The organism is Burkholderia sp. WP9, from assembly GCF_900104795.1.
In the GTDB taxonomy this organism is placed as follows: Bacteria; Pseudomonadota; Gammaproteobacteria; order Burkholderiales; family Burkholderiaceae; genus Paraburkholderia.
The window spans coordinates 1,195,190-1,219,751 of record NZ_FNTG01000001.1 but is presented as its reverse complement, the minus strand read 5'-3'; the positions used below and the strand labels follow the sequence as shown (position 1 = coordinate 1,219,751).

Below are 24,562 nucleotides of genomic sequence, written 5' to 3'. Positions count from 1 at the left end.
CCCGCGTTACTGAAACAAAGGTTTGCCGATCGTGGTCGGCGCAACATCGTCGAAGAAGATATGCGCCTGGACCAGAATGCCCACGTGCGAGCCGCTCGCATGATTGATCGGGATCTGCGCCTCGACGCCGAACTGCCCATAACGGTTGATCCAGATAAAGCCCGGATTGACCGTGCCGGTCGTCTGCCCCTGGCTGCGTGACAGCGGAATCTCCACTAGCGGAATCAGGTTCGCGAGCGGCTGCGGCAGGCCGACATCGCGCACGTGCTGCTGCAGATACGGCAAGCTGTATTGCACCGTGAAGCCGTAGTTGAATGCGTTCGGCTGTCCCGCGCCAGTGGTCAGCGCCGGTCCCGCTTCACCGGTAATGGCGAGCGGACGCAGATACGCGAGCGACTCGGGCAGATCGCCCATGCCCTTGCCCACGTACACGGTCGGCGAGATCGTCGAGAAGTTGTCGGCGATCGCGCGGCTGCCCGTGCCGCCGAGTTCGGCATCCACGCCGATCGAGGTCATGAACTCGTGCGCGTCGTTGACATACAGCAGGTACTTCAGGCCGACGCCGAAGTTGTCGAAGCCGTGCGCCCGCGGATTGTTCTGCATCGCATAGGTGCCGTCCACGGACACCGCGAGCCGCGACGTGATCAGCTTGTCGTACTCGAAGTCGAAGGTGTTGATGCTCTGGTCGCCATTGTCGCCCGGCACGCGTTGATGGCCGAACTGGAGGTTGGCTTCGTCGCCTACGCCGGGGTCGTCGACGGCCATCGTCGACGGAAAGACGCGATTGCCCGCAATCGCGTGGGCACTGGCGAGCGAAGGCGCGCACAACAAAACGCTGGCGGCAGCGACAAGCGCCGCCGCGCGCGGCGGTTTCCCGCTGCGCGTTGTCTGGTTCAGCATGATTCATCCTGTTTCTAGGTCGTGACAAGGCCGGCGCGCGCAGTCGCGACGGACGTGCGGCGGCAGCCGCGATGCACTCGATGCATCGCGCGTGAAGACTCGAATCAGGATGCGAACGGAGGGGCGCGGGGCTGCGCGAAGGTGAGCGGCTCGACGCGGCGCACGCTGTCGAAGCGGGTCGCGACGGTGTGCTGTAAGGCACGGACGGTGACGACGAACAGTCCCTCGACGCTCGGCACGACGGGCATGTGGGCGAGCAGGCTGCAATAGCCGCAGGCGTCGCCGTCGGACAGGGTGGAGTGCTGGGTGTGGTCGTTGCCGGGGTGGCGAGGCGTACTGGATGCGACTGGTGACGCGTGCGGCACGTCTTCCTGCATCGTGTCCATCGCGGGCATCGTGTCCATGGAGCCCATGGAGGCCATCGACGGCATGTCACAATGCTCGCCCGCCATCGCGCTTTCGGCGCCGCGTGCTGCGAGCGTGTGCGAGATCGTCGGGGCGAGCGTGGCCATCAGGATCGCGAACAATCCCAGCCAACTGCCGATTTTCCGATAGAAACGACTCACGATGCACTCGGCGACACGAGGGGAAGCTGTCGCGGATTATGCCACGACGACCCGCGCCTTCCGCTTGCCGGCGCGCCCGTTATGCCGGACATTTCACCGATCCGCTGCGTGGCTGCGGCGCTTCGTTGGACGTCTGGCGTTGGCCGCCCCGCTCCGGCCATTCCGTTTGCATTCACGTCTGGTGCAAACTTTGCCTACGCCCCGTCAATAGAGCAAACTGCCGACGGCAAACGGGGCGCGGACAGTGGACAATGCATTCATCCCGGCCCCGGCACCGAGTCCCCATGAAAGAGCAGCGCCCGCGTCCCCCGCATTTTTCAGGCGTTCAACCCCACGCCGAGTGGCGCGATCACACGTTGCCTTATATCGTCGTGGCCGCGCTCGTCGTGCTGATGGTCACGCTGATCGTCTGGCTGGTCGATCCGGCGCCGCCCAAGACGATCACCATGAGCGCCGGCCCGCACGACAGTTCGTTTTTCGTCGCCGCGGAACAATACAGGAAAATCCTTGCTCGCAACGGCATCAAGCTGAACGTGCTGGAGTCCGACGGCTCCGTACAGAACCTGCAGCGCCTGCTGGACCCGAAGCAGCACGTCGACATTGCGTTCGTGCAAGGTGGCGTGGCCGATGGCCTCAACACTGCGTCGCTAATGTCGCTCGGCAGCGTCTTCTATATCCCGGTGGTGGTGTTCTATCGCGGCTCGGGGTTGAGCCAGCTTTCGCAACTGGAAGGCAAACGGATCGCAGTGGGGCGCGAAGGCAGCGGCACGCGGCTGCTCTCGCTCAAACTATTGGATGCCAATGGTATCGAGCCCGGCGGCGACACCGTACTGGTGCCGACCGACGGCTTGCAGGCCGCCACCCAACTGGTGACGGGCGAAGTGGACGCGGCGATCCTGAACGGCGATTCCGCGACCCGCGGCCTGATGCTGCGCCTGCTCAAGGTGCCTGGTGTGTCGGTCATGAATTTTGCCGAGGCGAGCGCCTATACGCGCCTTTTTCCCTATCTGGACGAGATCGACCTGCCGCCGGGCGTGCTGGACCTGAAACGCACGATCCCGCCTGAAACGGTGCATCTGATCAGTCCGACTGTCGAGCTCGTGGCCCGCAACACGCTGCATCCAGCCATCTCCGATCTGCTGATCGAAGCCGCGCAGGAAGTGCACGGCATGCCGGGCTTATTGCAGCGCGCGGGGCAATTTCCGAGTCCGGTTGCGCGTGAATATCAGATCAGCGAGGACGCGCAGCGTTACTACAGGACGGGCAAAAGCTTTCTCTACCGCACGCTGCCGTTCTGGCTGGCGAGCATCGGCGACCGCACGCTCGTTCTGCTGCTGCCGGTGGCGGTGCTGCTGTTTCCGGCCATGCGGCTGATTCCCGCGCTCTACCGCTGGCGGGTGCGCTCGCGCATCTATCGCTTTTATGGTTCGCTGATTGCGATCGAACGCGGCGCGCTCGCCGATTCGACCGAAGAGGAGCGCAAGCGGCTCTTCGCGGAACTGGATCGGATCGAGGACTCGTTGAACCGGCTGCGCATGCCGCTCGCCTACGCCGACGCGTTCTATGTGCTGCGCGAACACGTCGGATTCGTGCGCAGCCGGCTGGGGGCTGCGTCGCGGCAAGGCAGCCACCCCTAGGCGGGGCGGCGGGTTTTACGCTTCGCGGGTGGCCGGCGTGCTGGCCGGTTCCGTAGCGGCTTCGTGACTTGCTTCGTGAGTGGCTTCACGATCCGCCGTCGTATCCGCCGCGCCGGCCTGCGGCTTGTCCGCAACGCCTTCTTGCGAGGCTGCTGCGGCCTCGGGGACACCCTCCGCCCCGGCAGGAGCATTCTGCGCCTCGGCCTGCGTGGTTGCTGCCTCGGCAGTGGCTTGCGCGCCCGCTTCCGCCGCGGCCTCGCCGGTTGCGTTTGCAGTTTCGCTTGCATTCGGGCTCGCCGCGCCGGCCGCCTTCGGCGCGCCCTTGCCCGCCCGATGCGCCTGCAGACGCTGCGCGCCGGAGGCTTCCTGCGCGGTGACCTTGCCTGCCTCGGCGCCCGTCAGATCGATGCGAGCCGCGCCTTCGACGAGACATTTCCAATAACGGCTGCCACGGCACCAGGTCTTGATCGCATCACGCAATTCGGCTTCGCTCAGCGACAGTTCCTTCGCATGCACCATCAGATCTTCAAAAATACCGACCTTGAGCGGCAGCTTGGGCGCCGGATTCTTGGGGAAAGCAACGGGAAAGCGCTTCTGCAGCCGCCCGATCGATTTCACCACCGGGTCCACCGGCTTTGCGTCCACCGCCGGCCTGGCCTCTGCAGCCGGCCTGTCGCCGGGAGCGGCTGCGGGCGCGGCACGGCGCGGCGGCGCGGGCTTGCGGGCAGGCCTCGCGCCCGGCTTGGACGCGTCTTTGGCAGCGGGCTTGGAAGCCTCCTTAGCCGGCCTGGCAGCGTCCTTCGAAGCAGGCTTGGCGCCGGATTTCGCGGCAGGCGCAGCCTCGCGGCGAGCCGCGGCCAATTGCTTCTTCAGTTCAGCGAGTTGTTCGAAACCCATAGCGCACAATCGATCGAGAAAGACGAGATTGTAGCAGCGTAAGGAAAGCCGTTCGTGACGATGCCGCGAGCCGCGCCGCGCGGTGCGGTTAAACTCGATGTTTGAGGCGCTTTGCGCCAATCGCTTTGCGCCAATATCTCGCCCCTTCCCGCCTCTGCGCTTCATGGACCTCAAGCAAATCCAGTATTTCATCGCGCTTTTCGAAGACGGCTCCGTCACGCGCGCGGCGAAGCGGCTCAATATCGTGCAACCGGCGCTCAGCATGCAGATTTCGAAGCTCGAAACCGAATTGCGCCAGAAACTGTTCGAACGCGGCCCGCACGGCATGACGCCGACCGACGGCGCGCGCCAGATGTACCGCCTGTACACGCCGATCATGCGCGACATCGAACGGGCGCGCGACCAGTTGAGCCGACAGGACGCGATCGTGACGGGGCGCGTGTCGCTCGGCATGGTGTCGTCGGAGGCGGAAAGCGTGCTGCCGGAGTCGCTCGCCAGGTTCAATGCGATGTTCCCGCAGGTCGAAGTGTCGGTCGCCGACGGCTTCAGCGCGCAATTGATCGACGCGGTCGAAGCCGGCCGGCTGGATGCGGCCATCATCAACAAGCCGCGCGGGCGCCTCACGCTCGACGTGGTGCCGCTGGTCGACGAGGAAATGGTGCTGGTGACGAGCGCCGCGCTCGGCCCCGAGCTGCCGCCGGCCGTCGATCTCGCGCAGCTGGCCAGCATCGAACTGGTGCTGCCGACCCGCCGCAACGGCCTGCGCGGCGTGCTGGACGCGGCGCTGCTGGCCGAAGACGTGGTCATCAAACCGAAGTTCGAGATCGATCTGCTGAACACCATCGTGCAGTTCGTCGAACAGAGCAGCGTCGCGACGATCCTGCCGCGCGTGGTGGTTCAGCGCAAGGTCGACGAAGGCGTGCTGTGTGCGCGCACCATCACGTCGCCGCCGATCATCCGGCACATCATCCGCGTGAGCCATCCGAAGCGGCCGATCGGGCCCGCGGCGCACGCGCTGATCGAGATCATCGGCGAGGAGATCCGGCGCGTGACGACGGGCGTGCCCGCCGACCCGTCCGCGAGCTAGACCGCGTCGCGCGCCGCGCCCTGTTCGAGCCGGCCGAGCGTCTCCGGCACGACGAACGCGCCGATCAGGAAAATCACGCTGATTGCCGCGACGAAGATCGCCAGCGTCATCGGCAACTCGCTGGCGTCTTTTGCGACCAGCGAGACGGCGGTCGGCATCATCCCGCCAATGGCGAAGCCGATGTTCCACGAGAGCCCGGTGCCGGTCGCGCGAATCGCGGTCGGGAACCGTTCGTTCAGGAAGATCAGGATCGGCGCGTAGCCCGCGCTGCCGAGCGCGCTGAGAATCACCGCGTACACGCCGATCATGGTGATGCTTTGTGCCGTGGGCAACAGCAGGAACAGCGCGGGCAACGCGAACAGGCGAATCACGCCGAGCCAGATGAAAGCGCTCTTGCGGCCGATGAACGTGCTCAGATGCCCCGCCGCCACCGACGCGATCACCACCGCCACGCTGCAGATCAGCAGGATCGCCGCCGCGGCGCCGTTCGGCGCATGGCTCACCACCTTGAGAAAGGTCGGCAGATAACCCGAGGTCAGGTAATAGCCGCTGCCGCCGCCGACGGTGAGCAGCAGGTTGACGAACAGGATCGAGCGATAGTCGCGGGAAAACAGCGTGCGCACCGGCGAGCGGACGATTTCGACCGGCGCGTCGAGCTTCTGCGCCGCGGCCTTGGCGGCCTTTTCGGCGGCGAGCTTTTTCCACAGCGGCGATTCTTCCAGACTGCTGAAGACGAACAGGCCGAGCACCGAGCTGATGATGCCGGTGAAGAACATGCAGCGCCAGCCCCATACCTCGAACGCCGCGCCGGGGAACAGCGCCGACATCGCCAGATAGGTGAGCGAGGCAAGCAACGCGCCGAGGCCGGCTCCCCCGCCGCCGATCAGCCCCGACACCGCGCCGCGATACTTCGGTGCGACCGATTCGGTGCCGATGGTATGCGTCGAGGCCACCACACCGCCCACGAACACGCCCTGCACGAGCCGCAGCATGAGGAACAGGATCGGCGCGACGAGGCCGACCTGCGCGACGGTCGGCAGCAGGCCGAAGGCGGCCGTGGAAAGCCCCACGCCGACCACCGCGATGATCATCGCGCCCTTGCGTCCATGGCGATCCGCGTACGAGCCGAACCATGCCGAACCGAGCGGGCGCATCAGCAGCGTCACGGCAAACGACGCATAGACGGCGGCGAGCGAGAGCATCGCGTGCTCGGAAGGGAAGAACAGCCGGCCGACCACCGGCGCGACGAACAACAACACGAACAGATCGAACAGATCCAGTGCCCAGCCGAGGCACGAGGCCATTACCGCACCCATCACTTGCCGCTGATCTACCGCGGGCAAGGCGGCGCCATTTTGCGCTGCTACGGACATCGTCATCTCCTTGACTATCTGCGGGCCGTCTTTCGATCGTCCGCGTTTGAGGCACGCTCTTTTGCGCGTGCTCTTGGTGGTGTTAAAAAACCTTATGACGAGGCCGCGGTGAGCGGCGCCGTATTCGATCCAGCACAAGCCGCGCGCCGCGCGAGCATCGCGTCGGCGATTTTTTCGGCCATCATGATGGTCGGGATATTCGTGTTCGCCGAGGGCAGCCGCGGCATCAGCGAGGCGTCGACGACGCGCAGGCCCTGCGCGCCGTGCACGCTGCCCGACGTGTCGGTGACCGCCATGACGTCGTGCGCGCTGCCCATCCGGCAAGTCCCGCTCGCATGCCAGACACCGAACACGTTGGCGCGGATGAAGTCGTCGAGCGCGGCTGGCTCGGCGAGCAGCGCGGACATGCGCTGGCCGCGCGTGAAGAAACGTTCTATCAACAGACGCCGCATTGGCGCGGGCGTATCGAGCAACGCGCCGAGCAGCGAAGTCAGCATCGCATTCCCCTTGCTGACGCGGCTCAGCGCTTTCACCCGCGGTGAGAACGCGGCCGGAAAAAAGTCGCGCGGGTTGTCGCCGAGACCCGAAGCTTCGACGATTTTCGCGAGCATCCGCACGCCGTATGCGAGGCGCGCGAGATCGCGCGGATCGTCGAGCAGATTCAGATCGACCCGCGGCGCCACCGCCGGATCAGCGGATACGAGTTGCACACGGCCGCGCGAATAAGGCCGGTTGCACCAGAGAAAAAACAATCCAAGCCGATTGCCGAGCGCGTGCCATGCAGCACGCGTCGCACTCGAGAGATACAGATCGGATTCGTCGCAGTCCGCGACACCCGAGGTAAAACGCGCGGCCGTCATACTCGCGCGGCGGCGCGCAAGCGGCATGCGAAAACGCCGCTCGAGAAAATGACAGAACGTGAGCGACGGATGATCCTGCAGATTGCGGCCCACGCCCGGCAGATCGACTTTGCACCCGATTCCGAGCGCGTCGAGTTCCGCCTTCGAGCCGACGCCGGCCCGCATCAGCAATGCGGGGGATTGCAATGCGCCCGCGCTGACCACCACCTCATTGGCGTCGAAACGGATACGCGCACCACTGCGTTCCACCGCGACCACGCCACGAGCCACACGCCCTTCCATGACGATCGACTCGACGCGCAAGTCCGCATAGATGTGCAGATTGCGGCGCCGGCGCGTCGCCTCGTCCAGATACGCGGCTGCCGTCGATACGCGCCGGTCGTCGAGATTCGAAAACGCGCCGGGAAAATAGCCGTCGCCGAATTCGGCGTTCTGATCCTGCAAGGCAGCGAAACCGTTTTTCCGCATGCCGCTGGCGAAAGCATCGCAGAACGCCGGCCAGTAGGCCGGGAGAATGCGGCGGATCGGCACCGGGCCGTCGCTGCCGTGCAGTTCGCCGGCTGGGAAATTCACATCGCGTTCGAGTTTGCGGAAATACGGCAGCACGTCCTGCCATGCCCAATCGCTCGCACCCTCGGCGGCCCAGCCGTCGTAGTCGCGCGGCAGGCCGCGGTTGGCCGACTGCACATTGATGCTCGACCCGCCACCCATCACGCGGCCCTGCTCGTACACGCGGGGCGCGGCGTTGCGCGTGGCGCTGGCCTTCAGTTCCGGCCAGATGTATCGGTCGCCGCAGAAGACGGGCATCGGATAGCTGTCGAGGATGGCCGCAGGCACTTTGCCCGGCGGCGTATCCGCGCCCGCTTCGATCAGCGCGACGCGCAACGACGCATTGGCCGACAGGCGATGCGCGAGCACGCATCCTGCCGAGCCACCGCCGACGATCACGTAATCGAAGCGCTCCATACGACTGTCTCCTGTGTCGACCGGAGTTAGCGCTTTAGCGCTTATTCCGATCCCATGCAAAGCAATATTTGAATTCAACCACGCCCGCCGTTCGCCTCAACTCCCACGAAACACCGGCTTGCGCTTGCCATGAAACGCCTCGACGCCCTCGCGGAAATCATCAGAGGTGCGCAAACGGCTATAGCAATGCCCTTCGAGTTCGATCGCGATCGACAACGGCGCGTCCTCTGTATCGTTCAGCAGCTTCTTTGCGGTGCGTTGCGCGAGCGGCGAGAACACGCGCAGTTCATCCACCAGCGCGTCGGTGGTCGCTTCGAGTTCGGAGTCGGCCACGCATTCGACCGCGATGCCCCACTCGTATGCCTGCTTGCCCGGAATCCGGCGCGAGCGCATTACGATGTCCTTGGTGCGGCCGATGCCGACCATCTGCTGCAAACGGGCCGAGCCGCCCGACCCCGGAATCTGGCCGAGCTTCTGTTCCGGCAGCGCGTAGAACGTCGTGTCGGTGGCAATGCGGAAATCGCACGCGAGCGACAGCTCGAAACCCACCCCGAAGCAGAAGCCGCGATTGGCCGCGATCACCGGCTTCGAGCAGCGTGCGGGCGCGGCAATATTCCAGGCGAGCTTCGACACGGTTTCGGGCGATGCTTCGAGAAAGCCCTTGATATCTCCGCCGCTCGAAAAATGTTCGCCTTTTGCGCGCACCACGATCACACGCACGCGCGGATCTTCGTCGAGCGCCTCGAAAGCGGCGCGCAACTGGTCGCGCGCGTGCATCGAAATCACATTCAGCGGCGGCCGGTGCAGGATGATGTCGGCCCGCTCGCGTTGCGCGTCGATCTCGATGGAAAAGCCGTCGAGATCCTGCAGCAGGCTCTGGCCGCGGTGGGTCAGCTCGGTCATGAGTTACTCCTTGGTGGTTTGCGTGTGAGGTGCAATGGCTTCGCCGTGCATGTCTCGCTGGTATTCGCCCGCGGACAGCTTGCGGCGCAGAATCTTGCCGACCGGCGACTTCGGTATGTCGTCCACGAACACGTATTCGCGCGGACGCTTGAAGTTGACGAGCTCGGAGGTGCGACAGTGCGCGTCGAGCGTGTCGGCGTCGACGTAATCGCGGCGTTTGACGAAAGCGACGACGCGCTGGCCCCACCGCTCGTCCTTCACGCCGGCCACCGCGACTTCGTCGACCGCGGGATGCAGCGACAGCACCGACTCGATATCGACCGGCGAGATGTTCTCGCCGCCGCTGATGATCATGTCGTCGACGCGGCCCGATACGTACAGGTCGCCTTCGACGTCGAAGAACCCGGTGTCGCCGGTGAAGTACCAGCCGTCGCGCAGCGACCTGGCGTTCGCGTCGGGACGATTCCAGTAGCCTTCGAAAGCTTCGTCACCTAGCAGGTCGGCGATGATCTGGCCTTCTTCGCCCACTTGCGCGAGGTCTTCGGGCGTATGGGCGTCGAGCGTGACGACGCGCAAACGCGTGTTGATACCGGCGCGCCCCGCACTGCCCGGCTTGCGCGTGGCGTCCTGATCGATGCTGAAGGTGTAGACCTCCGACGAGCCGTAGTGATTGACGAACAGGTCGGGTTCAAACGCCGCCGAGAGGCGCTTGAGCAAACCGTCGTTCATCGGCGCGCCGGCGAAACCCAGCTTCTTCACCGTCGACGTATCCGTCGCGGCAAAAGCCGCATCGGCCAGCAGATCGTGATACAGCGTCGGCACCAGATAAAGGCAGGTGAGCTTGTGCCGCGCGATCGCATCGAGTGCGAAGCGCGCATTCCAGCGGCGCACGCAGACGAACAGGCCGTCCACCAGCGCCATCGAGAGCAGCGAGCGCACGCCCATGGTGTGATAAAGCGGCATCACGCCGAGCGTGCGTTCGCCGTGTCCGTACAGATTCTGCGCGACATGTGCGAGCGCCGCGGCGCGTTCATGACGATGACGGCGCGGCACGCCTTTGGCCTTGCCGGTGGTGCCCGACGTGTAGAGAATCAGCGAATAGTCGTCGGCATTCGCGCAGGTGCGGCCGGCGTTCAGCGAGTTCTGCGTGCTCTGCGCCATCAGCGTTTCGAAGCTCGCGGTGCCGCCTTGCGCGCCGTCGAGACCGATGCGCGGCAGCGCTTGCGCGGCAGGACTTTGCGCGACGGCCTCGGCGCTAACCGGCTCATAGACGATGGCCTTCACCCCGGCATCGATCACGCAGTACTCGAGTTCATCGGGTTTGGCGCGCCAGTTCAACGGCACGATCACCACACCGGTGAACTGACAGGCCCAATGCAGGGTCGCCATTTCCCAGCGGTTTTGCAGCACTACCAGCAAGCGGTCGCCATGCGCGAGACCGAGCGAGCGCACGCCTTCGGCAACCTTCAGGATGAGGCGGTGCCACTGCGCATACGTCAATGCGAGTTCGCCGTCGACCAACGCAAGCGCGTTGGGGCTGCGCTCCACGGCTTGCAGAAAAGTTCGGCCGAGGTCAAGCATGAGCGGCCTCCACGGTTTCACTAGCCGGGTTGCCTTGCCGGCGCCGCGCCGCCACGTCGAGCACCGCGGCCACGATCGGCGTATAGCCCGTACAGCGGCACAGATGGCCCGACAGCATGTCGCGCACTTGCGCTTCGCTCGGATCGGGCACGCGCTGCAAATAGTCGGCGCACGACATCAGTATCCCGGCCGTGCAGAAGCCGCACTGCAACGCGTGATGACGCTGGAACGCCTGCTGCAGATCGCCGAGCTTCAGGTCGGGCGCGAGTCCCTCCACCGTGTCGATGCGGCGGCCGTCGGCCTGCACCGCCAGCATCAGGCACGAGCGTCCCGCCACGCCGTCCACGTGCACCGTGCACGCGCCGCACACGCCGTGCTCGCAGCCGACGTGCGTGCCGGTCGCGCCCAGTTCGTGACGGATGAAATCCGACAGCAGTTCACGCGGCTCGCAATAGCCGCTGCGTTCATGGCCATTGAGCGTCAGCGTGACGCATTGCTGTTCGCCCTGCCGCATCACGTGCACGACATTGCCGTTCGATGTGTTGCTCACTTCGCCTCCTCGATCACGCGCCATCCCAGTTGCCGGACCAGATGCCGGCGATACGCCGCACTGATATGCGCGTCGTCCTGCGCGCCCAGCTTCCAGCTCAAATCATTTAATGCGCTGCGCAGATCGTCGTCGCGCAGACGCGGCCATTGCTCGACCACCGGCCGGTCCGCGACGCCGCCGACCGCGAGGCGGATCGAATCGCTCGTGACGACCGCCGCGCAGGCGACCATCGCGAAGTCGCCGTGGCGCGCGGAGAATTCCGTGAAGCCGTAGCGTTCGCCCGGCCGCTTGAGCGGAAAGCGCACGGCTTCCACCAGCTCATCGGGCTCACGCGCGGTCATCAACATGCCCTGGAAAAACTCGTGGGCTGGCAGCACACGGTGTTTCCTTTTCGAGCGCAGCAACACGTCGCCGCCGAGCGCGGCCAGCACCAGCGGCAGTTCCGCGCTCGGGTCGGCATGGGCGACCGAGCCGCATACCGTGCCGCGATTGCGGATCTGGAAGTGCGAGATATGCGGGAACGCCATGGCCAGCAACGGCACTTCGTCGCGCAGCGTCGCGCGCCATTCGACGCTGCCTTGCGTCGCCGCCGCGCCGACGATCAGCAAGTCGGCCTTGTGATCGACGCGCACCGAGTTCAGCTCGTCGGTGCGCGAGATGTCGATCAGCACGCGCGGTTGCGCGAGCCGCATGTTCAGCACCGCCATCAGCGACTGGCCGCCGGCCAGCACGCGAGCGTCCTCACCGCTTTGCGCGAGGGCGTCGAGCGCATGCTGCGTCGTCATGGCGCGCAGATAATCGAACGACGCGGGTTTCATGCCTGTCTCCTGAAACGGGTCAGCAAACGCGAGAGCCACGAGCCGCCGGTGCGAACCGGTTTGCCCGCCGCCTGACGGCCGAGCGATTCGAACAGTTGCCGCAACACGACCTTGGCCGCGCCTTCGAGCATGCGTCCGCCGACTGCCGCGACCTTGCCCGACACCTGGGCTTCGTAGTCGTAGGAAAGACGCGTGCCGCTTTCGATCGGCGTCAGTTCGACGAGGCCGCTGCCGCGCGCGCTGCCGAGCGACGACATGCCCGCGCCCGCCAGACGCAGCCGATGCGGCGCGTCGATTTCCGACAGGCCGATCTTCGCTTCGAAACGCGCCTTGATCATCCCGACGCCGACCGTCACGTCGGCGCGATACTGGTTCGTGCCTTCGGCTTCGAGCGCATGGCAGCCGGGTATCACTTTGGCGAGCGCGTTCGGATCGAGCAGCACGGCAAAAATCGCTTCCGGCGATGCAGGCAAATCCACGCTGCCTTGCGCGGTGAGCGCCTTGCCGCCACCCGGCGTCGCCGGTTTGGCCGCGCGCGCTTCACGCAACTCGGGACGCGACGGCTCCGGGTCGTCGATGCCGATCAGCGCCATCACTTTCGACGGCGTCAGCGGCAGACGGATATCGTCGACACCTAGCGCATCCGCCACCGCATTCGCGATGCACGGCGGCGTGCTCATGTTGTTGCCCTCGCCGAGTCCTTTCGCGCCGAGCGGCGTGAACGGCGACGGTGTTTCCAGATGCACGATCACCGGATCGGGCACTTCACAGGTGGTCGGCATCAGATAGTCGGCGAGCGTGCCCGACTGGAAGCTGCCGTCCGCGCCGTAGCGGAATTCCTCCATCAACGCCGCGCCGAGTCCTTGCGCGAAGGCGCCGCGAATCTGGCCGTCGGCGAGCGCGGGATTGAGCAGCGTGCCGGCGTCATGCGCGGTGACGTAGCGATCGATCCGCACGCGGCCCGTGGCGCGATCCACTTCGATCCCACACATGTCGAAAGCGAAACCGTAGGCCGCCGACGTATTGATGCGGTCGTTCTCGTCCGGCGCGGCCATGTTCGGCGGATTCCAGAACACCGTCTCGCGCAAGCCCGGCTCTTCGCCTTCGGGCAACAGCGCGGGCGCCCAATGGGGTGCATTGGCGGCGACACGGCCGAACGGCTGCGCGCGATCTTCTGCGCCCTTCGCAAAGATGCGGCCTTCTTCAAAGCGGATCTCGTCCGGCGCGCAACCCAACTGCTTCGACACGATGCGCGCGATCTTGTCACGCACGCGCACGGCCGCGAGATGCACCGTGCCCGCCACCGCGCCGGCGAAGCGGCTGGAATAATTGCCTGCCGCCACCGACCACGCGTCCTTGTGCGTATCGAACTCGACATTGACGACGACGTCATGCGGCGACACGCCGAGCACGTCCGCAACCACTTGCGCGCACACCGTCATATGCCCCTGGCCCGCGGGCGTCGATGCAATCGTCACCACCACGCCGCCGAGCAGATCGACGCTCACGGTCGCGCTTGCGATCGCGCCGCTCTTCGGCCCGGCTTTCTTGCGCGCCTCGGCGGGCATCACGGTCGTGATGTAGCCCATGTTCGACACCGACGGCTCGACGATCGCCGCAAAGCCGATGCCGTACAGCCGCCCTTGCCGGCGTGCCGCGTCGCGGCGGGCGCGCAGTTCTTCGTAATTGCCTTCGGCGAGCGCGCGGCGCAAGGCTTCCTGGTAATTGCCCGAGTCGAGCAGCGCGCCGGCTGCGGCACGATATGGGAACGCATCGGCGGCGACGAAATTGCGGCGGTACACGTCGAGTACATCGAGCTTCAGTTCGAGCGCGATGCGCTGCATCAGCCGTTCGAGCGCGAAGTACACCTGTGGTCCGCCGAAGCCGCGCACCAGACCCGTCGGCGTCTTGTTGGTCAGCACGACGCGGTTGCGCACCAGCAGATGGTCGATCGCATAGGCACCGGTCAGGCAGCCATGCATGCGATAGAACGTGGCCGGTTCCGGCGCGCGCAAATAGCCGCCGCAATCTTCGAGCTGGTCGTAAGCGAGCGCCGTAATGCGGCCATCGTTTTCCACGGCCGCTTCGAGCGTCGAAACGCGCGCGGTCGCGGAGGTCGCCGCGCTCAGATGTTCGAGCCGATCCTCGACCCATTTCACCGGCGCGCCCGCTTTGCGCGAGGCGAGACACATCAACACGACGTACGGAAACACGGTCTGCTTCACGCCGAAGCTGCCGCCCGAATCGCGCGGCGCCTTGTGCCGCAAACGGTTGGCCGGGATGTTGAGCGCCATCGCCATCACTGCGTGCAGCGAGAACGGCCCCATGAAATTCGATGTGACGTCGTAGCCTTCGTCGCCTGCCAGATACTCCGCGATCACCACGCCGCATTCGATCGGCGCGCAGCTATTGCGCGGATAATGCGCGACCAGTTTCACGCGATGCGGCGCCTGCTCGAACGCGGCTTCCGGTTCGCCGTAGCGGAAGTGCCGGTCGCTGATCACGTTGCTGCCCACTTTCTCGTGCAAGACCGGCGACTGATCGCTTGCCGCCTGTTCGATCGACGTGACCGGCTCGAGCATCGCGTACTCGACCTTGAGCAGATCCAGACCGTCTTCGGCCAGCGCGCGCGATTGCGCCAGCACCACCGCCACCGGTTCGCCGACATAGCGCACGCGGTCCATGGCAAGCGCCCACTGTTCCATCGGCGATTTCACGCCGACCACGAATGGCCGTGACCAGGCGCGTAGGTCGTCGCGGGTCAGGATAGCGTGCACACCGGGCAGTTTCGACGCGGCATCGGTATCGATCGACACCAGTTCCGCATGCGCGTGCGGCGAGCGCAGGATCGCGGCGTGCAGCGTGCCGGGCCGGATACCGATGTCGTCGCCATAACGGCCGCGGCCGGTGAGAATCGCTGGATCCTCCAGACGCTCCATCGGGCGGCCTAGATGCCGCTGCGGGCGATTCTCCAACGCCGGCTCAGCGGGGCGTTCCTGGGTCGACGCGTCGCCTGAATGGAGCAAGTCGCGCTGATTCATTCGTCGTCTCCCGAGCGGCGCGCCGCGAATTCGTCCGCAAGTCCGCTCCAACGCTGCGCGATCTCCCGATGCTCGATCCCGAACAGATCGAGAATACGGCCTACCGTGTGATCGACCACGTCCTCGATCGTCCTGGGATGCGCGTAGAAAGCGGGCACCGGCGGCATGACGATCCCGCCCATCTCCGTGACGGAAGTCATGTTGCGCAGATGCGCGAGATTGAGCGGCGTTTCGCGTGCGACCAGCACGAGCCGGCGGCGCTCCTTGAGCATCACATCGGCGGCGCGCGTGAGCAGGTTGTCGGCAAAACCGTTGGCCACGCCCGCGAGCGTCTTCATCGAGCACGGCGCGATCACCATGCCCGCCGTGATGAACGAACCGCTCGCCACTGCCGCGCCAATGTCGCGCACGTTGTAGACCACGTCGGCGAGACGCTCGAGGTCGCCGCGCGTCATGCCGAGTTCCTGCGCCGCCGTGACCGCGCCGGAGGCCGACACGATCAGATGCGTTTCGTGCGTGCCGAGGCGGCGCAACGCCGCCAGCAGACGCACGGCGATCAGCGCGCCGCTCGCGCCGGAAATGCCGACGACGATGCGCTGAGGCTGGTGTCCGTACTCAGCCATGTGCGCCACCCAGATACGTGTCGAACGCGGTGTTGTCGGCGGCCACGAGGGTCTCCAGATTCACCGTGTCCTGCCCCGGAATGCGCACCCGCGTGAACACGTGCGACGGATACACCACGGGCCGCGTGGCGTCGAATCCCATCTTGGCGCTCACGCCTTGCAGATGCGGCGGCGCGTCCTCGGGCTGACCGACGGTGGTGGACGGATCGAGCGGCGAGCCTTGCGCGCCTTCGATCACGACGAGGTCGCGGTCGGCCTGGAAGCGCGTGGCGATGGCCCATTCGATTTCGGCCGGATCGTGCACGTCCACATCGGTGTCGACCACCACGACCTGCTTGATGTCGTAGTGCGCGCCGAATGCGCACAGAATCACGTTCTTCGCTTCGCCTTCGCGCTTCTTCTCGAACTGCACCCACAGGTGATAGCGGCACACGCCGCCCACGGACAGATGCACGTCCTTCACGTTGGGATGACTACGCTGCAGATGCGCGAGCAGCGTCGCCTCGCGTGGAATCGCGCCGAGCAGCAGATGCTCCATTTCCGCCGGCACGATCGTATGAAAAATCGGCTTCTCGCGATGCGTCACCGCGGTGACTTCGATCACCTCGCGCGCTTCCTGCGCGCTGTAGTACTTCGGGAATTCGCCGAATGGGCCTTCCAGTTCGCGCACGTTCGGCAGAATGCGCCCTTCTATCACGATCTCGGCGTAGGCCGGCACGTCGACGCCGTTGCTCACGCATTTGACCACCGGCAGCGGCGCGCCATGCAGTGCGCCGGCGATTTCGAGTTCGTCGGAATCGATTGGGGAGATGGCTTGCGAGGCGAGCATGGTCAGCGGATCGACGCCGATCGCGATGGCGACGTCGAGGGCCTCACCCGCTTCTTCCGCGGCTTTCTGGAAGGCGTACAAGTGGCGCGGCAGCAGCAGGATCGCCATGCGGTCCGGCCCATGCACCTGAATGCGGTTGATCGACACGTTCTGCACGCCGGTACGCGGATTACGCGCAATCACGAGACCGGCGGTGATATACGGCCCGTTGTCGTGTTCGCTGTGCGTGGGAATCGGCAGCAGCTGGTGAAGGTCGATGCCGCTGGTATGCACGACCTGCTGGCAGGGCGCCTCGGCGCGTGGAATTTCCTTCGAGGCAACCGGCTGATCGGCCGCGTCGCGAAAGCGCGCGAGCAGATCGGCCTCGGCCACGCCCATTGCTTCGGCGATCCAGCCGCGGCGCGACATGAAACCGCTGACCACCGGCACGTCGTGACCGCCCGGCTTCGTGAAGAAAGCGGCTTGCGTGCCGTCGAGGCGCTTCGCAATCGCGGCGAGTTCGTGTTCGAGCGCAACCGGTTGGTCGATCGTGGCCAGCCGGCCTGTGTGCGCCAGGTGCGCCAGCCAGTCACGCAGCGTGAGCACGCCCGACGGGCGGCCCCACCTCAGGTGGAAAGTGCCGGGCGATGCGGCATCGCGAGTATTCATTTACGTCTCCATCCGTGCCCCGGCTTCATGTCCGAACCGGACGGCCAGTTGATGACGGAAGCGTAACGAGATCGGCTTATAACTTCTAATATTGATTATTGATGCGCTGGATCATTCCTGATGATATGCGTGTTAGCACCAATGACAGGCAATTGTAGGCAGGTTATCAATGGAGACCGCGAGCCACCGCGCGGGTCGCCGACCATGGCGGAGGGCCGCAGCCACGCTTTGCAGGCATTGATGGCGCGCGGCTCCCGTTTTCATCTGATACGGCGCGCCGTTCTCATTACGTTTGCTGATGTTTTATTCATACCAACATGGACCTCAGGCAAATCCAGTATTTCATCGCGCTCTTCGAGGACGGTTCGGTCACGCGGGCGGCAAAACGCCTGAACATCGTGCAGCCCGCGCTCAGCATGCAGATTGCCAAACTCGAGGACGAACTGCACCAGCAGCTCTTCGAGCGCAACGCGCACGGCATGGCGCCGACAGCGGCCGGCCGGCTGATGTACCGGCTGTTTCTGCCGATCATGCGCGATCTCGCGCATGCCCGTCAGCAACTCGTGCAGCGCGACGAGGTGGTGACCGGGCATGTGTCGATCGGGCTGATCGCATCGGTCACGGAAAGCGTGCTGGCCGATGCGCTGTCGCGTTTCCATGCGCGTTACCCCCATGTCGAAGTGACCGTGGCGGACGGCTACAGCGCGACTTTCATCGACTGGGTGGCGGGCGGCCAGCTCGACGCGGCGCTGATCAACAAACCGCGCGCACGTCTCTCACTCGACGCGCAGCCCTTGCTCGACGAGGAAATGGTGCTGGTGACGAGCGCCGAGCACGGACCCGAGTTGCCGCACGCGATCGAACTCGCGCAACTGCCGGAACTGGAACTGGTGCTGCCGACCAAGCGTCACGGCTTGCGGGGCGTGCTCGATACGGCTGCACAGCATGAAGACGTGCTGCTCGCGCCGCGCTTCGAGATCGACGTGTTGAGCACGATCGTGAAACTGGTGGAGAGTACCCACTTCGCAACCATCCTGCCGCGTATCGCCGTGCAGCGCGGGGTGCGCCAGGGCAGCCTGCGCGCCTACCCCATTCTCGCGCCGCGCATCGTGCGGCATATCGTGTGCGTGACCCATCCGCGACGCCCGTTGAGCGCCGCGGCGGATGCGCTGGTGTCGATCATCGCCGATGAATTGCGCCAGGTGTCGAGCGCGTCGGAACTGGACGCGACGCTGAGTCCCCCGTCTGGAGATGCGTCGAGCGAGCCACCTCCGGCGCTTTCGTCCGGGAAACATTAGGCCCTTTAGCGCCGACCGCAAAACTACCCGGCCAGCACATCCCCAAACCCGCCGACCCGCACTCCCGCCGCGCGAATCGCCATGGCAACCTTCGCCGACAACAGCGCTTGCAATTCCGCCTCGTGCCGGTAATCGCGCATGCCGTCGCTCAACGCCCGCTCGCCCGCCACCGCCGGATGGCAATAAATCTCCCCCACCCCATGCGGCAGATCGGCGAGCGCCGCAAGCCACGCCGCCTCGTCCATCCGCCCGCTATCCGCGATCCCCACCACATAATCGTTATGCGCGATGCCCGCGCGATCCAGACGCGCCTCGACCCGCGCGATCCACGGCCGCAACCATGGCGGCGCATTCGCTTCGAACGGCAAGCGCATGGCCTTCATTCCGTATTCGCGGCCGATTTCCAGAATCAGCCCGAGCACCGTCGGGTGCAAATGAAAGTGCTTGTGGGTGTTGACATGATCGAGCGTCAGACCGGTGTTCGCGAAGGCCTCGAACTGCGCGCGAACTTCCCGCGCAAGCTGCTTGCGCACGTGCGGCAAGAAAAAGAACCTCACGCCGTCCCACACCATGTTGCTGCCAAAGCGGCCATGTTCGTCGACCAAAGCCGCAATCCGCTCGCGCGGCGCGCTCGCGACGCCGTCAGCCAGCACCAGATGCAAACCGACCCGCAGTTGCGGCAACGCACGGGCGCGCGCCACCGCGTCGCCGGCGGCCGGCGCGCCGACCATCAGGCTCGCGGCGCTGAGCACGCCGTCGCGATGCGCGCGCTCGACCGCCTCGTTCACGCGCGCGTGCAGTCCGAAATCGTCGGCGGTCACGATGAGTCCGCGCGGCTTAGCGACCATCGGACGCCTCCGCGACATCCATCACGTTCATCGCGCCGCCGCGTGCCGCCCTCGACGTGGAAGTCTCGACGGGCACGCGCGCACCGCGCCACACCACGTGCGAGCCGAACGCGCCCGCCAGCCACTGCAACGCCAGCAAGGCATCGCGCAAGGGCACGAGCGGCAGATCACGCCAGAAAGTACGCCCATGACGCGCGGAGCGCCAATGCAACAGCAGACGGGCAGCGAGGCCGATCGTCGTGCTGGTTGCGCACGTGAGTTCGGCCCACACGTGGGCCGCATGGGACGTATTCGCAGCAAGGCTGGCGGTGAGCCACGCGCCGGTCAGCAGCCAGGGCGTGGGAAAGGTGATGAAGAGGAACGCGAAGCCGAGCGGGTTCACCGAGCGGATCGTGCGCAGCCAGCGCGTTTCGCGTTGCCACAGCGCGGAGAACGTCGGCTCGATCACGTCGGTGGCCACGATCACGCGCGAGAGTACGGTCTGCAGCCCGAGGGCGCGCACGTGTTCGGCCAGCCAGTAATCGTCCGCGAGACAGTTTTTCAGCACCTCGAAACCGCCGATGCGCTCGAGTGTCGCGCGCCGCAAAGCGAGCGTCGCACCGAAGCCGAAACTGCGCGAACCGGCCGCGTGCGCGACACGCACCGACGGCGCGAACCATTCGTTGATGAAGAGCGCGCCCACGCGCGGCCAGAAACCGCCGACACCTTGGGCCACGTAAAGACACGTGACCACGCCCACGCGCGGATCCGCGAGCGGCGCGGCCACGCTGTCTAGATAATGGTCTTCGACGGCAATGTCGCTATCGGCGATCACGATCACCTCATGGCGGGCCCGCTCCGCCATGTTGATCAGATTGCTGACCTTGAGATTGCTGCCGTGCACGCGCGTATCGATCGCGAGTTCGATGTCGTGCAATGGATAGGCCGCCTGAAGCCGGCGGACCACGGCAATGGCCGGGTCGTCGGGCGAGGACACGCCGAGCACCAGCTGGAAGTATCCATGGCGCTGCTCGCAGAAGGTCCGCAGATTTTCGTAGAGCCGTGGCTCGGCGCCGCACAGCGGCTTGAGCACGCTGACACCGACATGTTTGAAGGGATACAACGCATGCGAGTTGCGCGAAGCGCCTTGAGCAGGACTACCCGCTACGCGCCGGCGAGAGGCGAAAAACGGCATCGCAACCGCCGCCAGCAGCGCGTACAGCGAAGCGCCGACGCATCCGCCGAGCAGGACCCATTGGCATGCTGTTAATGCGTGCGCCGCCATCGTCCCATTCCGTCAATGCTCGGCGAGCACGAACGGTCTGCCGGTCAGGCGCAGATGAAGAATCACGAGCCAGCGCCGCGGACAGTTCGAGGCGACCGCGACAGACCGTGCGGGCCGGCCGGCGCCTGTGGCGTAATGACCCTGCAGAGCGAAGTCGAAAGCGGCGTGCGCGAACTGGCGCGTGACGATCACACCGCTGACAATCACCGCCACGGCCAAAAGCCGGAACGGCGTGGAACCGAAGGCGTGCTCCGAAACCGGCCACACCAGCAGCCCGAGGCACACGAGCAACTCCGCGCCCATGGCCGTAAGCGAAGCCACCAGCAGGTGGGCGCGCAGCATATCGAGGGTGACTGGCTTCATGACTCGGTCTCGTTGCCTGACGAAATGCCTGGCGCCTTGCCTCGGCGCGACCCGTCGGCCCGAAAAACGGCCGACCGTCCATTCCATCGAGATGCCTACGATTGAACTGCAAAGACGTTGCAACAGACGCGAGGCCGCGTGCTTGCAATGGCGCCGCCACAAGGATCTGTTGATGGCCGATAGTAGCGAGTCAAGCTGAAGGAAACCTTAAGGAAGAAGGCGTATAAAGCGTGTTATGAACAGCATGGTTAAACTTCGGGCTGCGGTTCGACACCTGACTTGACCTGCCGGCCGCCATGCAAAAAACATCGAATGGAATGAATGGACCCATGCGCGTACTCCTCGTAGAAGACGACGATCTGATTGGCTGCGGTGTCGAAGCAGGACTGCGCCAAGCCGGCTTCACGGTCGACTGGGCCCGCGACGGCCACAAGGCCGGTCTCGCGCTCGACACCACCGCGTACGCGCTGGTGGTGCTCGATCTCGGGTTACCGCGCGTATCGGGCATGGATCTGCTCAAACGGCTGCGCGATTCGGGCAAGCACGTGCCGGTGCTGGTGTTGACCGCGCGGGGCACGGTGGTCGACCGGGTCGATGGCCTCGAAGCGGGTGCCGACGACTACGTCGGCAAGCCTTTCGACCTGACCGAGCTGATCGCGCGCTGCCGGGCTCTGCTGCGCCGTGCGCAAGGCCGCAGCGTCGAGCAGATCCGCTATCAGGACCTGACGGTCAATCCGGCCGCTCAAACCGTCGAAGTGGGCGCGAAACGCGTGCCGCTCACCTCGCGCGAATGGGCCATCCTGATGCAGTTGCTGACCAACCAGGGCATACCGCAGTCGCGTTCGCGTCTTGAAGAAAGCCTGTATGGCTGGCAGGAAGAAATCGAGAGCAACGCGATCGAGGTGCACGTGTCCAATCTGCGCAAGAAGCTCGGCGCGAAGCTGATCAAGACGGTGCGCAATATCGGCTACGTGGTGGAGAAAGAATGATGGGCGCGTCGATCCGCCGGCGGCTCGTGCTGCTGGTTCTCGCGAGCATCGTGCTGATGTGGGGCATTGCGCTCGTGTCGAGCTATCGCCAGGCCGTCCGCGAAGTGAGCGAATGGGAAGGGGCGCGGCTCGCCGAACTCGCGCAGATTCTCGCGCTGCTCGATGAGCGCAATCTGACCACGCTCGCCAACGCGCGCATCGACGTGCGCGAAGAAGAAAAAGGCGGTGATCCCGGCGCCAACGACAGTGACGACGACGATTCGCTGCCCCGCGACGCCCTCTTTCAGGTGCGCGGCGCGAACGGCGAAGTGCTGGCGGGCAGCCCGCAATTGCGCGCGCTCAACGCATGGGATCTTCCGGTGCCGGCCGCGAGCGGCGCGCGGGACATCACGCTCGGCGGCCAGATGTATCACTCGTTCACCTTGCGCGACACGCTGCTCGGCCACACCGTGCGCGTCTTCGAACCGGCCAACACGCGCAGCGACCTGGTGAGCGGCGTCGCGAGCCGGATCGCCCGCCCCACGCTGATCGCGCTGCCGGTGCTGGCGGTGCTGGTGTGGTTCAGCATCGGCTGGAGCCTCGCGCCGCTCCGGGTGCTCTCGGGTGCGATCCGTACGCGCGGCGTGAACCGGCTGGAACCGGTCGATATCGGCCGCGCGCCGACCGAGGTGCGACCGCTCGTCGATGCGATCAATCTGCTGCTCTCGCGTTTGCTGCACTCGCTGGAGCGCGAGCGCGCGTTCACCGCCGACGCCTCTCATGAACTGAAAACGCCGCTGGCCGCGATCAAGGTGCAGGCACAGGTCGCACTGGCCGAAACGGACGAAGCGCGGCAACGGCTGGCAATGGAACGCGTGGTGCAAGGCGTCGATCGCAGCGCGCGGCTCGCGGAGCAATTGCTGCTGCTCGCGCGTCTGGACGCGCACGAAACCATGTCGACGGCGCCGCTCAAACCCGCCGTGGTGGCAAAAGACGCGCTGCTCGCCAACGAGCGCAACGCCCAGCAGAAAAACATTCACGTCATGCTCAAGGGCGACATGCGCGCCGAGATCAACGCGGAGCCCGTGCTGATCGGCATACTGCTCGACAATCTGCTCGATAACGCGATCAAGTACGGCCGCGCCGGCGGCAACATAGAAGTAGCCGTGCAGCACGCCGAAGACCGCGTGCAGGTGAGCGTACGCGACGACGGCCCCGGCGTCGCGCCCGACGATCTCGACCGTCTGACGAATCGTTTCTTTCGCGCGACCGGCAATCAGGCCACCGGCAGCGGGCTGGGTCTGTCGATTGTTGCGCGGATCGCGGAGCACTTCGGCGCGAGCCTGCGTCTGGGTGCGGGCATTGGCGAACGAGGCCTCACGGTCGAGGTGTCGTTTCCCGCCTATGCTCAGATGAGCTGAGAAGATCGCGACGCGAGCTGACGGCGCGCCGTCCCCCTCACCCGCAGTTGCTCGCTATACGCGCCACGCCGTCCGCGCGCCCTGTCCGTTCGTCTCGCTAAGGTGCGCGCTCGAAGGCTCGCTGCGGCGCCCGATTCGACGACTCCGCGAACTGCCACGCAACCAGCCCCGGCACGAACATCACGAGGTCGCGAATGCGCCGTGCGCCGGCCAGCGCGAGACAGGTGGAGGGATCGAGGCCAAGCGCGCCGCCGATCAGAATGAAGCCGCCCTCCTGCACGCCGAGCCCGCCCGGCACGAAGAAGGCCGCGCTGCTGATCGCCTGGATCAGCGATTCGATCACCACCGCTTCGACGAGCGTGACGTGCACGCCGAGAAAGTACAGCGCGAGCCAGATTTCCAGCGACGTGAGGAAACACTGCAACGGTTGCCAGAAAAACAGATAACGCACCACCACGCCACGCCTGCGCCAGATCAGCTTGATGGCCTGATCGATCTGCGCCGACTGTCCGACCAGCGCGGCGAGCTTGCCGCTCGTCATATGATTGAGTGTGCGCGTGATGCGCTCGAACGGACTGGCGTGCTGCACGAGCGAGAACAGCACGAGGAGCGGCGTGAGCACCACCACGCCCCATGCCAGTTGTCCGGCGAGCCGCAGCGTGTCGGAATGCGCGTGCGCGAACAGGAAGCCGATGCCGACCATCGTGAAGAGCAGCTGGCTGATCACAGTGAGCTGCATGTCGACGATGATGCTGCCCACCGCCGTGGACGGCCGCACGCCCCAACGCCTGAGCATGCGAAACGACACTACTTCGCCGCCGATGCGCGCCACCGGCAGCATGCTGTTGACCGATTCGCGCACCCACACGAGGTGCAGCATCTGGAACACGCCCGGACGGTTCGCGCCGCGAATCAGCGAACGCCAGTCGCACGCATTGGCGAGCATCGGCAGCACGTGGGCGAGCGCAGCCAGCAGCAGTCCCACGCCGGCCGCGCGCAGCGCGCCGAGCACGGCGGCGGGATTATCCTGCCAGACGAGCCAGAGCGAGACCAGCAGGCCAACTAGCGCGGCGACGCGGCCGAGGTGTTTCATCACGCGCCCACCTCGTACGCGCGCTTCT

At 65.5% G+C, this 24,562-nt stretch carries 21 protein-coding genes; 5 read left to right on the top strand and 16 right to left on the bottom strand.

Annotation, left to right across the window (positions count from 1 at the left end):
* Positions 1–6: 6 nt before the first annotated feature.
* Positions 7–900: a hypothetical protein gene (locus BLW71_RS05475; protein WP_091793880.1), complete on the bottom strand. Its 894-nt coding sequence runs from the start codon at positions 898–900 to the stop codon at positions 7–9.
* A 104-nt stretch (positions 901–1,004) separates the two neighbouring features.
* Positions 1,005–1,466, bottom strand: coding sequence for a DUF2946 domain-containing protein (locus tag BLW71_RS05470; protein ID WP_502686815.1), 462 nt, complete (start codon positions 1,464–1,466; stop codon positions 1,005–1,007).
* A 284-nt stretch (positions 1,467–1,750) separates the two neighbouring features.
* Between BLW71_RS05470 and BLW71_RS05465 the strand changes: the two genes are divergently transcribed.
* A complete protein-coding gene (locus BLW71_RS05465; protein ID WP_091793876.1) occupies positions 1,751–3,103 on the top strand; it encodes a TAXI family TRAP transporter solute-binding subunit in 1,353 nt (450 codons plus the stop codon).
* Positions 3,104–3,118: 15 nt separating this feature from the next.
* On the opposite strand, the gene BLW71_RS05460 is transcribed toward BLW71_RS05465, so the two are convergent.
* Entirely contained in the window at positions 3,119–4,000 is an 882-nt protein-coding gene (locus BLW71_RS05460) for a ProQ/FinO family protein (RefSeq protein ID WP_091793874.1), read from the bottom strand.
* Between the two features lie 163 nt (positions 4,001–4,163).
* Between BLW71_RS05460 and BLW71_RS05455 the strand changes: the two genes are divergently transcribed.
* Positions 4,164–5,087 carry a LysR family transcriptional regulator gene (locus tag BLW71_RS05455; protein ID WP_091793872.1) on the top strand — a complete coding sequence of 308 codons (924 nt, stop codon included), beginning with the start codon at positions 4,164–4,166 and terminating at the stop codon, positions 5,085–5,087.
* On the opposite strand, the gene BLW71_RS05450 is transcribed toward BLW71_RS05455, so the two are convergent.
* The 9 genes from BLW71_RS05450 to BLW71_RS05410 all read right to left on the bottom strand — a co-directional run bounded on the left by BLW71_RS05450 (position 5,084) and on the right by BLW71_RS05410 (position 17,279).
* Positions 5,084–6,460 (bottom strand): MFS transporter, encoded by a 1,377-nt coding sequence (locus tag BLW71_RS05450; RefSeq protein ID WP_091793871.1) that lies wholly within the window; start codon positions 6,458–6,460, stop codon positions 5,084–5,086. The two genes, BLW71_RS05455 and BLW71_RS05450, sit on opposite strands and share 4 nt — an antisense overlap.
* Positions 6,461–6,552: 92 nt before the next feature.
* Positions 6,553–8,286, bottom strand: a complete 1,734-nt coding sequence (locus BLW71_RS05445) for a GMC family oxidoreductase (protein ID WP_091793869.1) — start codon at positions 8,284–8,286, stop codon at positions 6,553–6,555.
* A gap of 96 nt (positions 8,287–8,382) precedes the next feature.
* Positions 8,383–9,189, bottom strand: coding sequence for an enoyl-CoA hydratase/isomerase family protein (locus BLW71_RS05440; RefSeq protein WP_091793867.1), 807 nt, complete (start codon positions 9,187–9,189; stop codon positions 8,383–8,385).
* A gap of 3 nt (positions 9,190–9,192) precedes the next feature.
* Positions 9,193–10,770 (bottom strand): AMP-binding protein, encoded by a 1,578-nt coding sequence (locus BLW71_RS05435; protein WP_091793865.1) that lies wholly within the window; start codon positions 10,768–10,770, stop codon positions 9,193–9,195.
* The gene (locus tag BLW71_RS05430; protein WP_091793863.1) at positions 10,763–11,344 is read right to left on the bottom strand and encodes a (2Fe-2S)-binding protein; all 582 of its coding nucleotides are present in this window, start codon (positions 11,342–11,344) and stop codon (positions 10,763–10,765) included. The genes BLW71_RS05435 and BLW71_RS05430 overlap by 8 nt, the downstream gene beginning before the upstream one ends.
* Positions 11,317–12,138: an FAD binding domain-containing protein gene (locus BLW71_RS05425; protein ID WP_091793861.1), complete on the bottom strand. Its 822-nt coding sequence runs from the start codon at positions 12,136–12,138 to the stop codon at positions 11,317–11,319. The genes BLW71_RS05430 and BLW71_RS05425 overlap by 28 nt, the downstream gene beginning before the upstream one ends.
* Positions 12,135–15,179 carry a xanthine dehydrogenase family protein molybdopterin-binding subunit gene (locus tag BLW71_RS05420; protein ID WP_091793859.1) on the bottom strand — a complete coding sequence of 1,015 codons (3,045 nt, stop codon included), beginning with the start codon at positions 15,177–15,179 and terminating at the stop codon, positions 12,135–12,137. Before BLW71_RS05420 ends, BLW71_RS05425 begins: the two co-directional genes overlap by 4 nt.
* A complete protein-coding gene (locus BLW71_RS05415) occupies positions 15,176–15,802 on the bottom strand; it encodes a UbiX family flavin prenyltransferase (protein ID WP_091793857.1) in 627 nt (208 codons plus the stop codon). The genes BLW71_RS05420 and BLW71_RS05415 overlap by 4 nt, the downstream gene beginning before the upstream one ends.
* Positions 15,795–17,279 (bottom strand): UbiD family decarboxylase, encoded by a 1,485-nt coding sequence (locus BLW71_RS05410; RefSeq protein WP_091793855.1) that lies wholly within the window; start codon positions 17,277–17,279, stop codon positions 15,795–15,797. Before BLW71_RS05410 ends, BLW71_RS05415 begins: the two co-directional genes overlap by 8 nt.
* 317 nt (positions 17,280–17,596) lie before the next feature.
* On the opposite strand from BLW71_RS05410, the gene BLW71_RS05405 reads away from it, so the two are divergent.
* Entirely contained in the window at positions 17,597–18,577 is a 981-nt protein-coding gene (locus BLW71_RS05405; RefSeq protein WP_091793853.1) for a LysR family transcriptional regulator, read from the top strand.
* A 23-nt stretch (positions 18,578–18,600) separates the two neighbouring features.
* Here BLW71_RS05405 and hpnK read toward each other — a convergent pair whose 3' ends face one another.
* The 3 genes from hpnK to BLW71_RS05390 are packed head-to-tail and all read right to left on the bottom strand — an operon-like array spanning position 18,601 to position 21,052.
* Entirely contained in the window at positions 18,601–19,425 is an 825-nt protein-coding gene (gene hpnK, locus BLW71_RS05400; RefSeq protein ID WP_177204975.1) for a hopanoid biosynthesis-associated protein HpnK, read from the bottom strand.
* Complete coding sequence (gene hpnI / locus BLW71_RS05395) at positions 19,415–20,689, bottom strand: bacteriohopanetetrol glucosamine biosynthesis glycosyltransferase HpnI (RefSeq protein ID WP_091793849.1); 1,275 nt, start codon at positions 20,687–20,689, stop codon at positions 19,415–19,417. Before hpnI ends, hpnK begins: the two co-directional genes overlap by 11 nt.
* A 12-nt stretch (positions 20,690–20,701) precedes the next feature.
* Positions 20,702–21,052, bottom strand: a complete 351-nt coding sequence (locus tag BLW71_RS05390; RefSeq protein WP_091793847.1) for a hypothetical protein — start codon at positions 21,050–21,052, stop codon at positions 20,702–20,704.
* Positions 21,053–21,381: 329 nt separating this feature from the next.
* Here BLW71_RS05390 and BLW71_RS05385 point away from each other — a divergent pair, with 329 nt between their 5' ends.
* Positions 21,382–22,041, top strand: a complete 660-nt coding sequence (locus tag BLW71_RS05385; protein WP_091793845.1) for a response regulator — start codon at positions 21,382–21,384, stop codon at positions 22,039–22,041.
* Positions 22,038–23,441, top strand: coding sequence for an ATP-binding protein (locus BLW71_RS05380; protein ID WP_091793843.1), 1,404 nt, complete (start codon positions 22,038–22,040; stop codon positions 23,439–23,441). Before BLW71_RS05385 ends, BLW71_RS05380 begins: the two co-directional genes overlap by 4 nt.
* 97 nt (positions 23,442–23,538) lie before the next feature.
* Here the strand turns inward: BLW71_RS05380 and BLW71_RS05375 are convergent, their stop codons facing one another.
* Positions 23,539–24,534 carry a flippase-like domain-containing protein gene (locus BLW71_RS05375; RefSeq protein WP_091793841.1) on the bottom strand — a complete coding sequence of 332 codons (996 nt, stop codon included), beginning with the start codon at positions 24,532–24,534 and terminating at the stop codon, positions 23,539–23,541.
* Positions 24,535–24,562 lie beyond the last annotated feature (28 nt).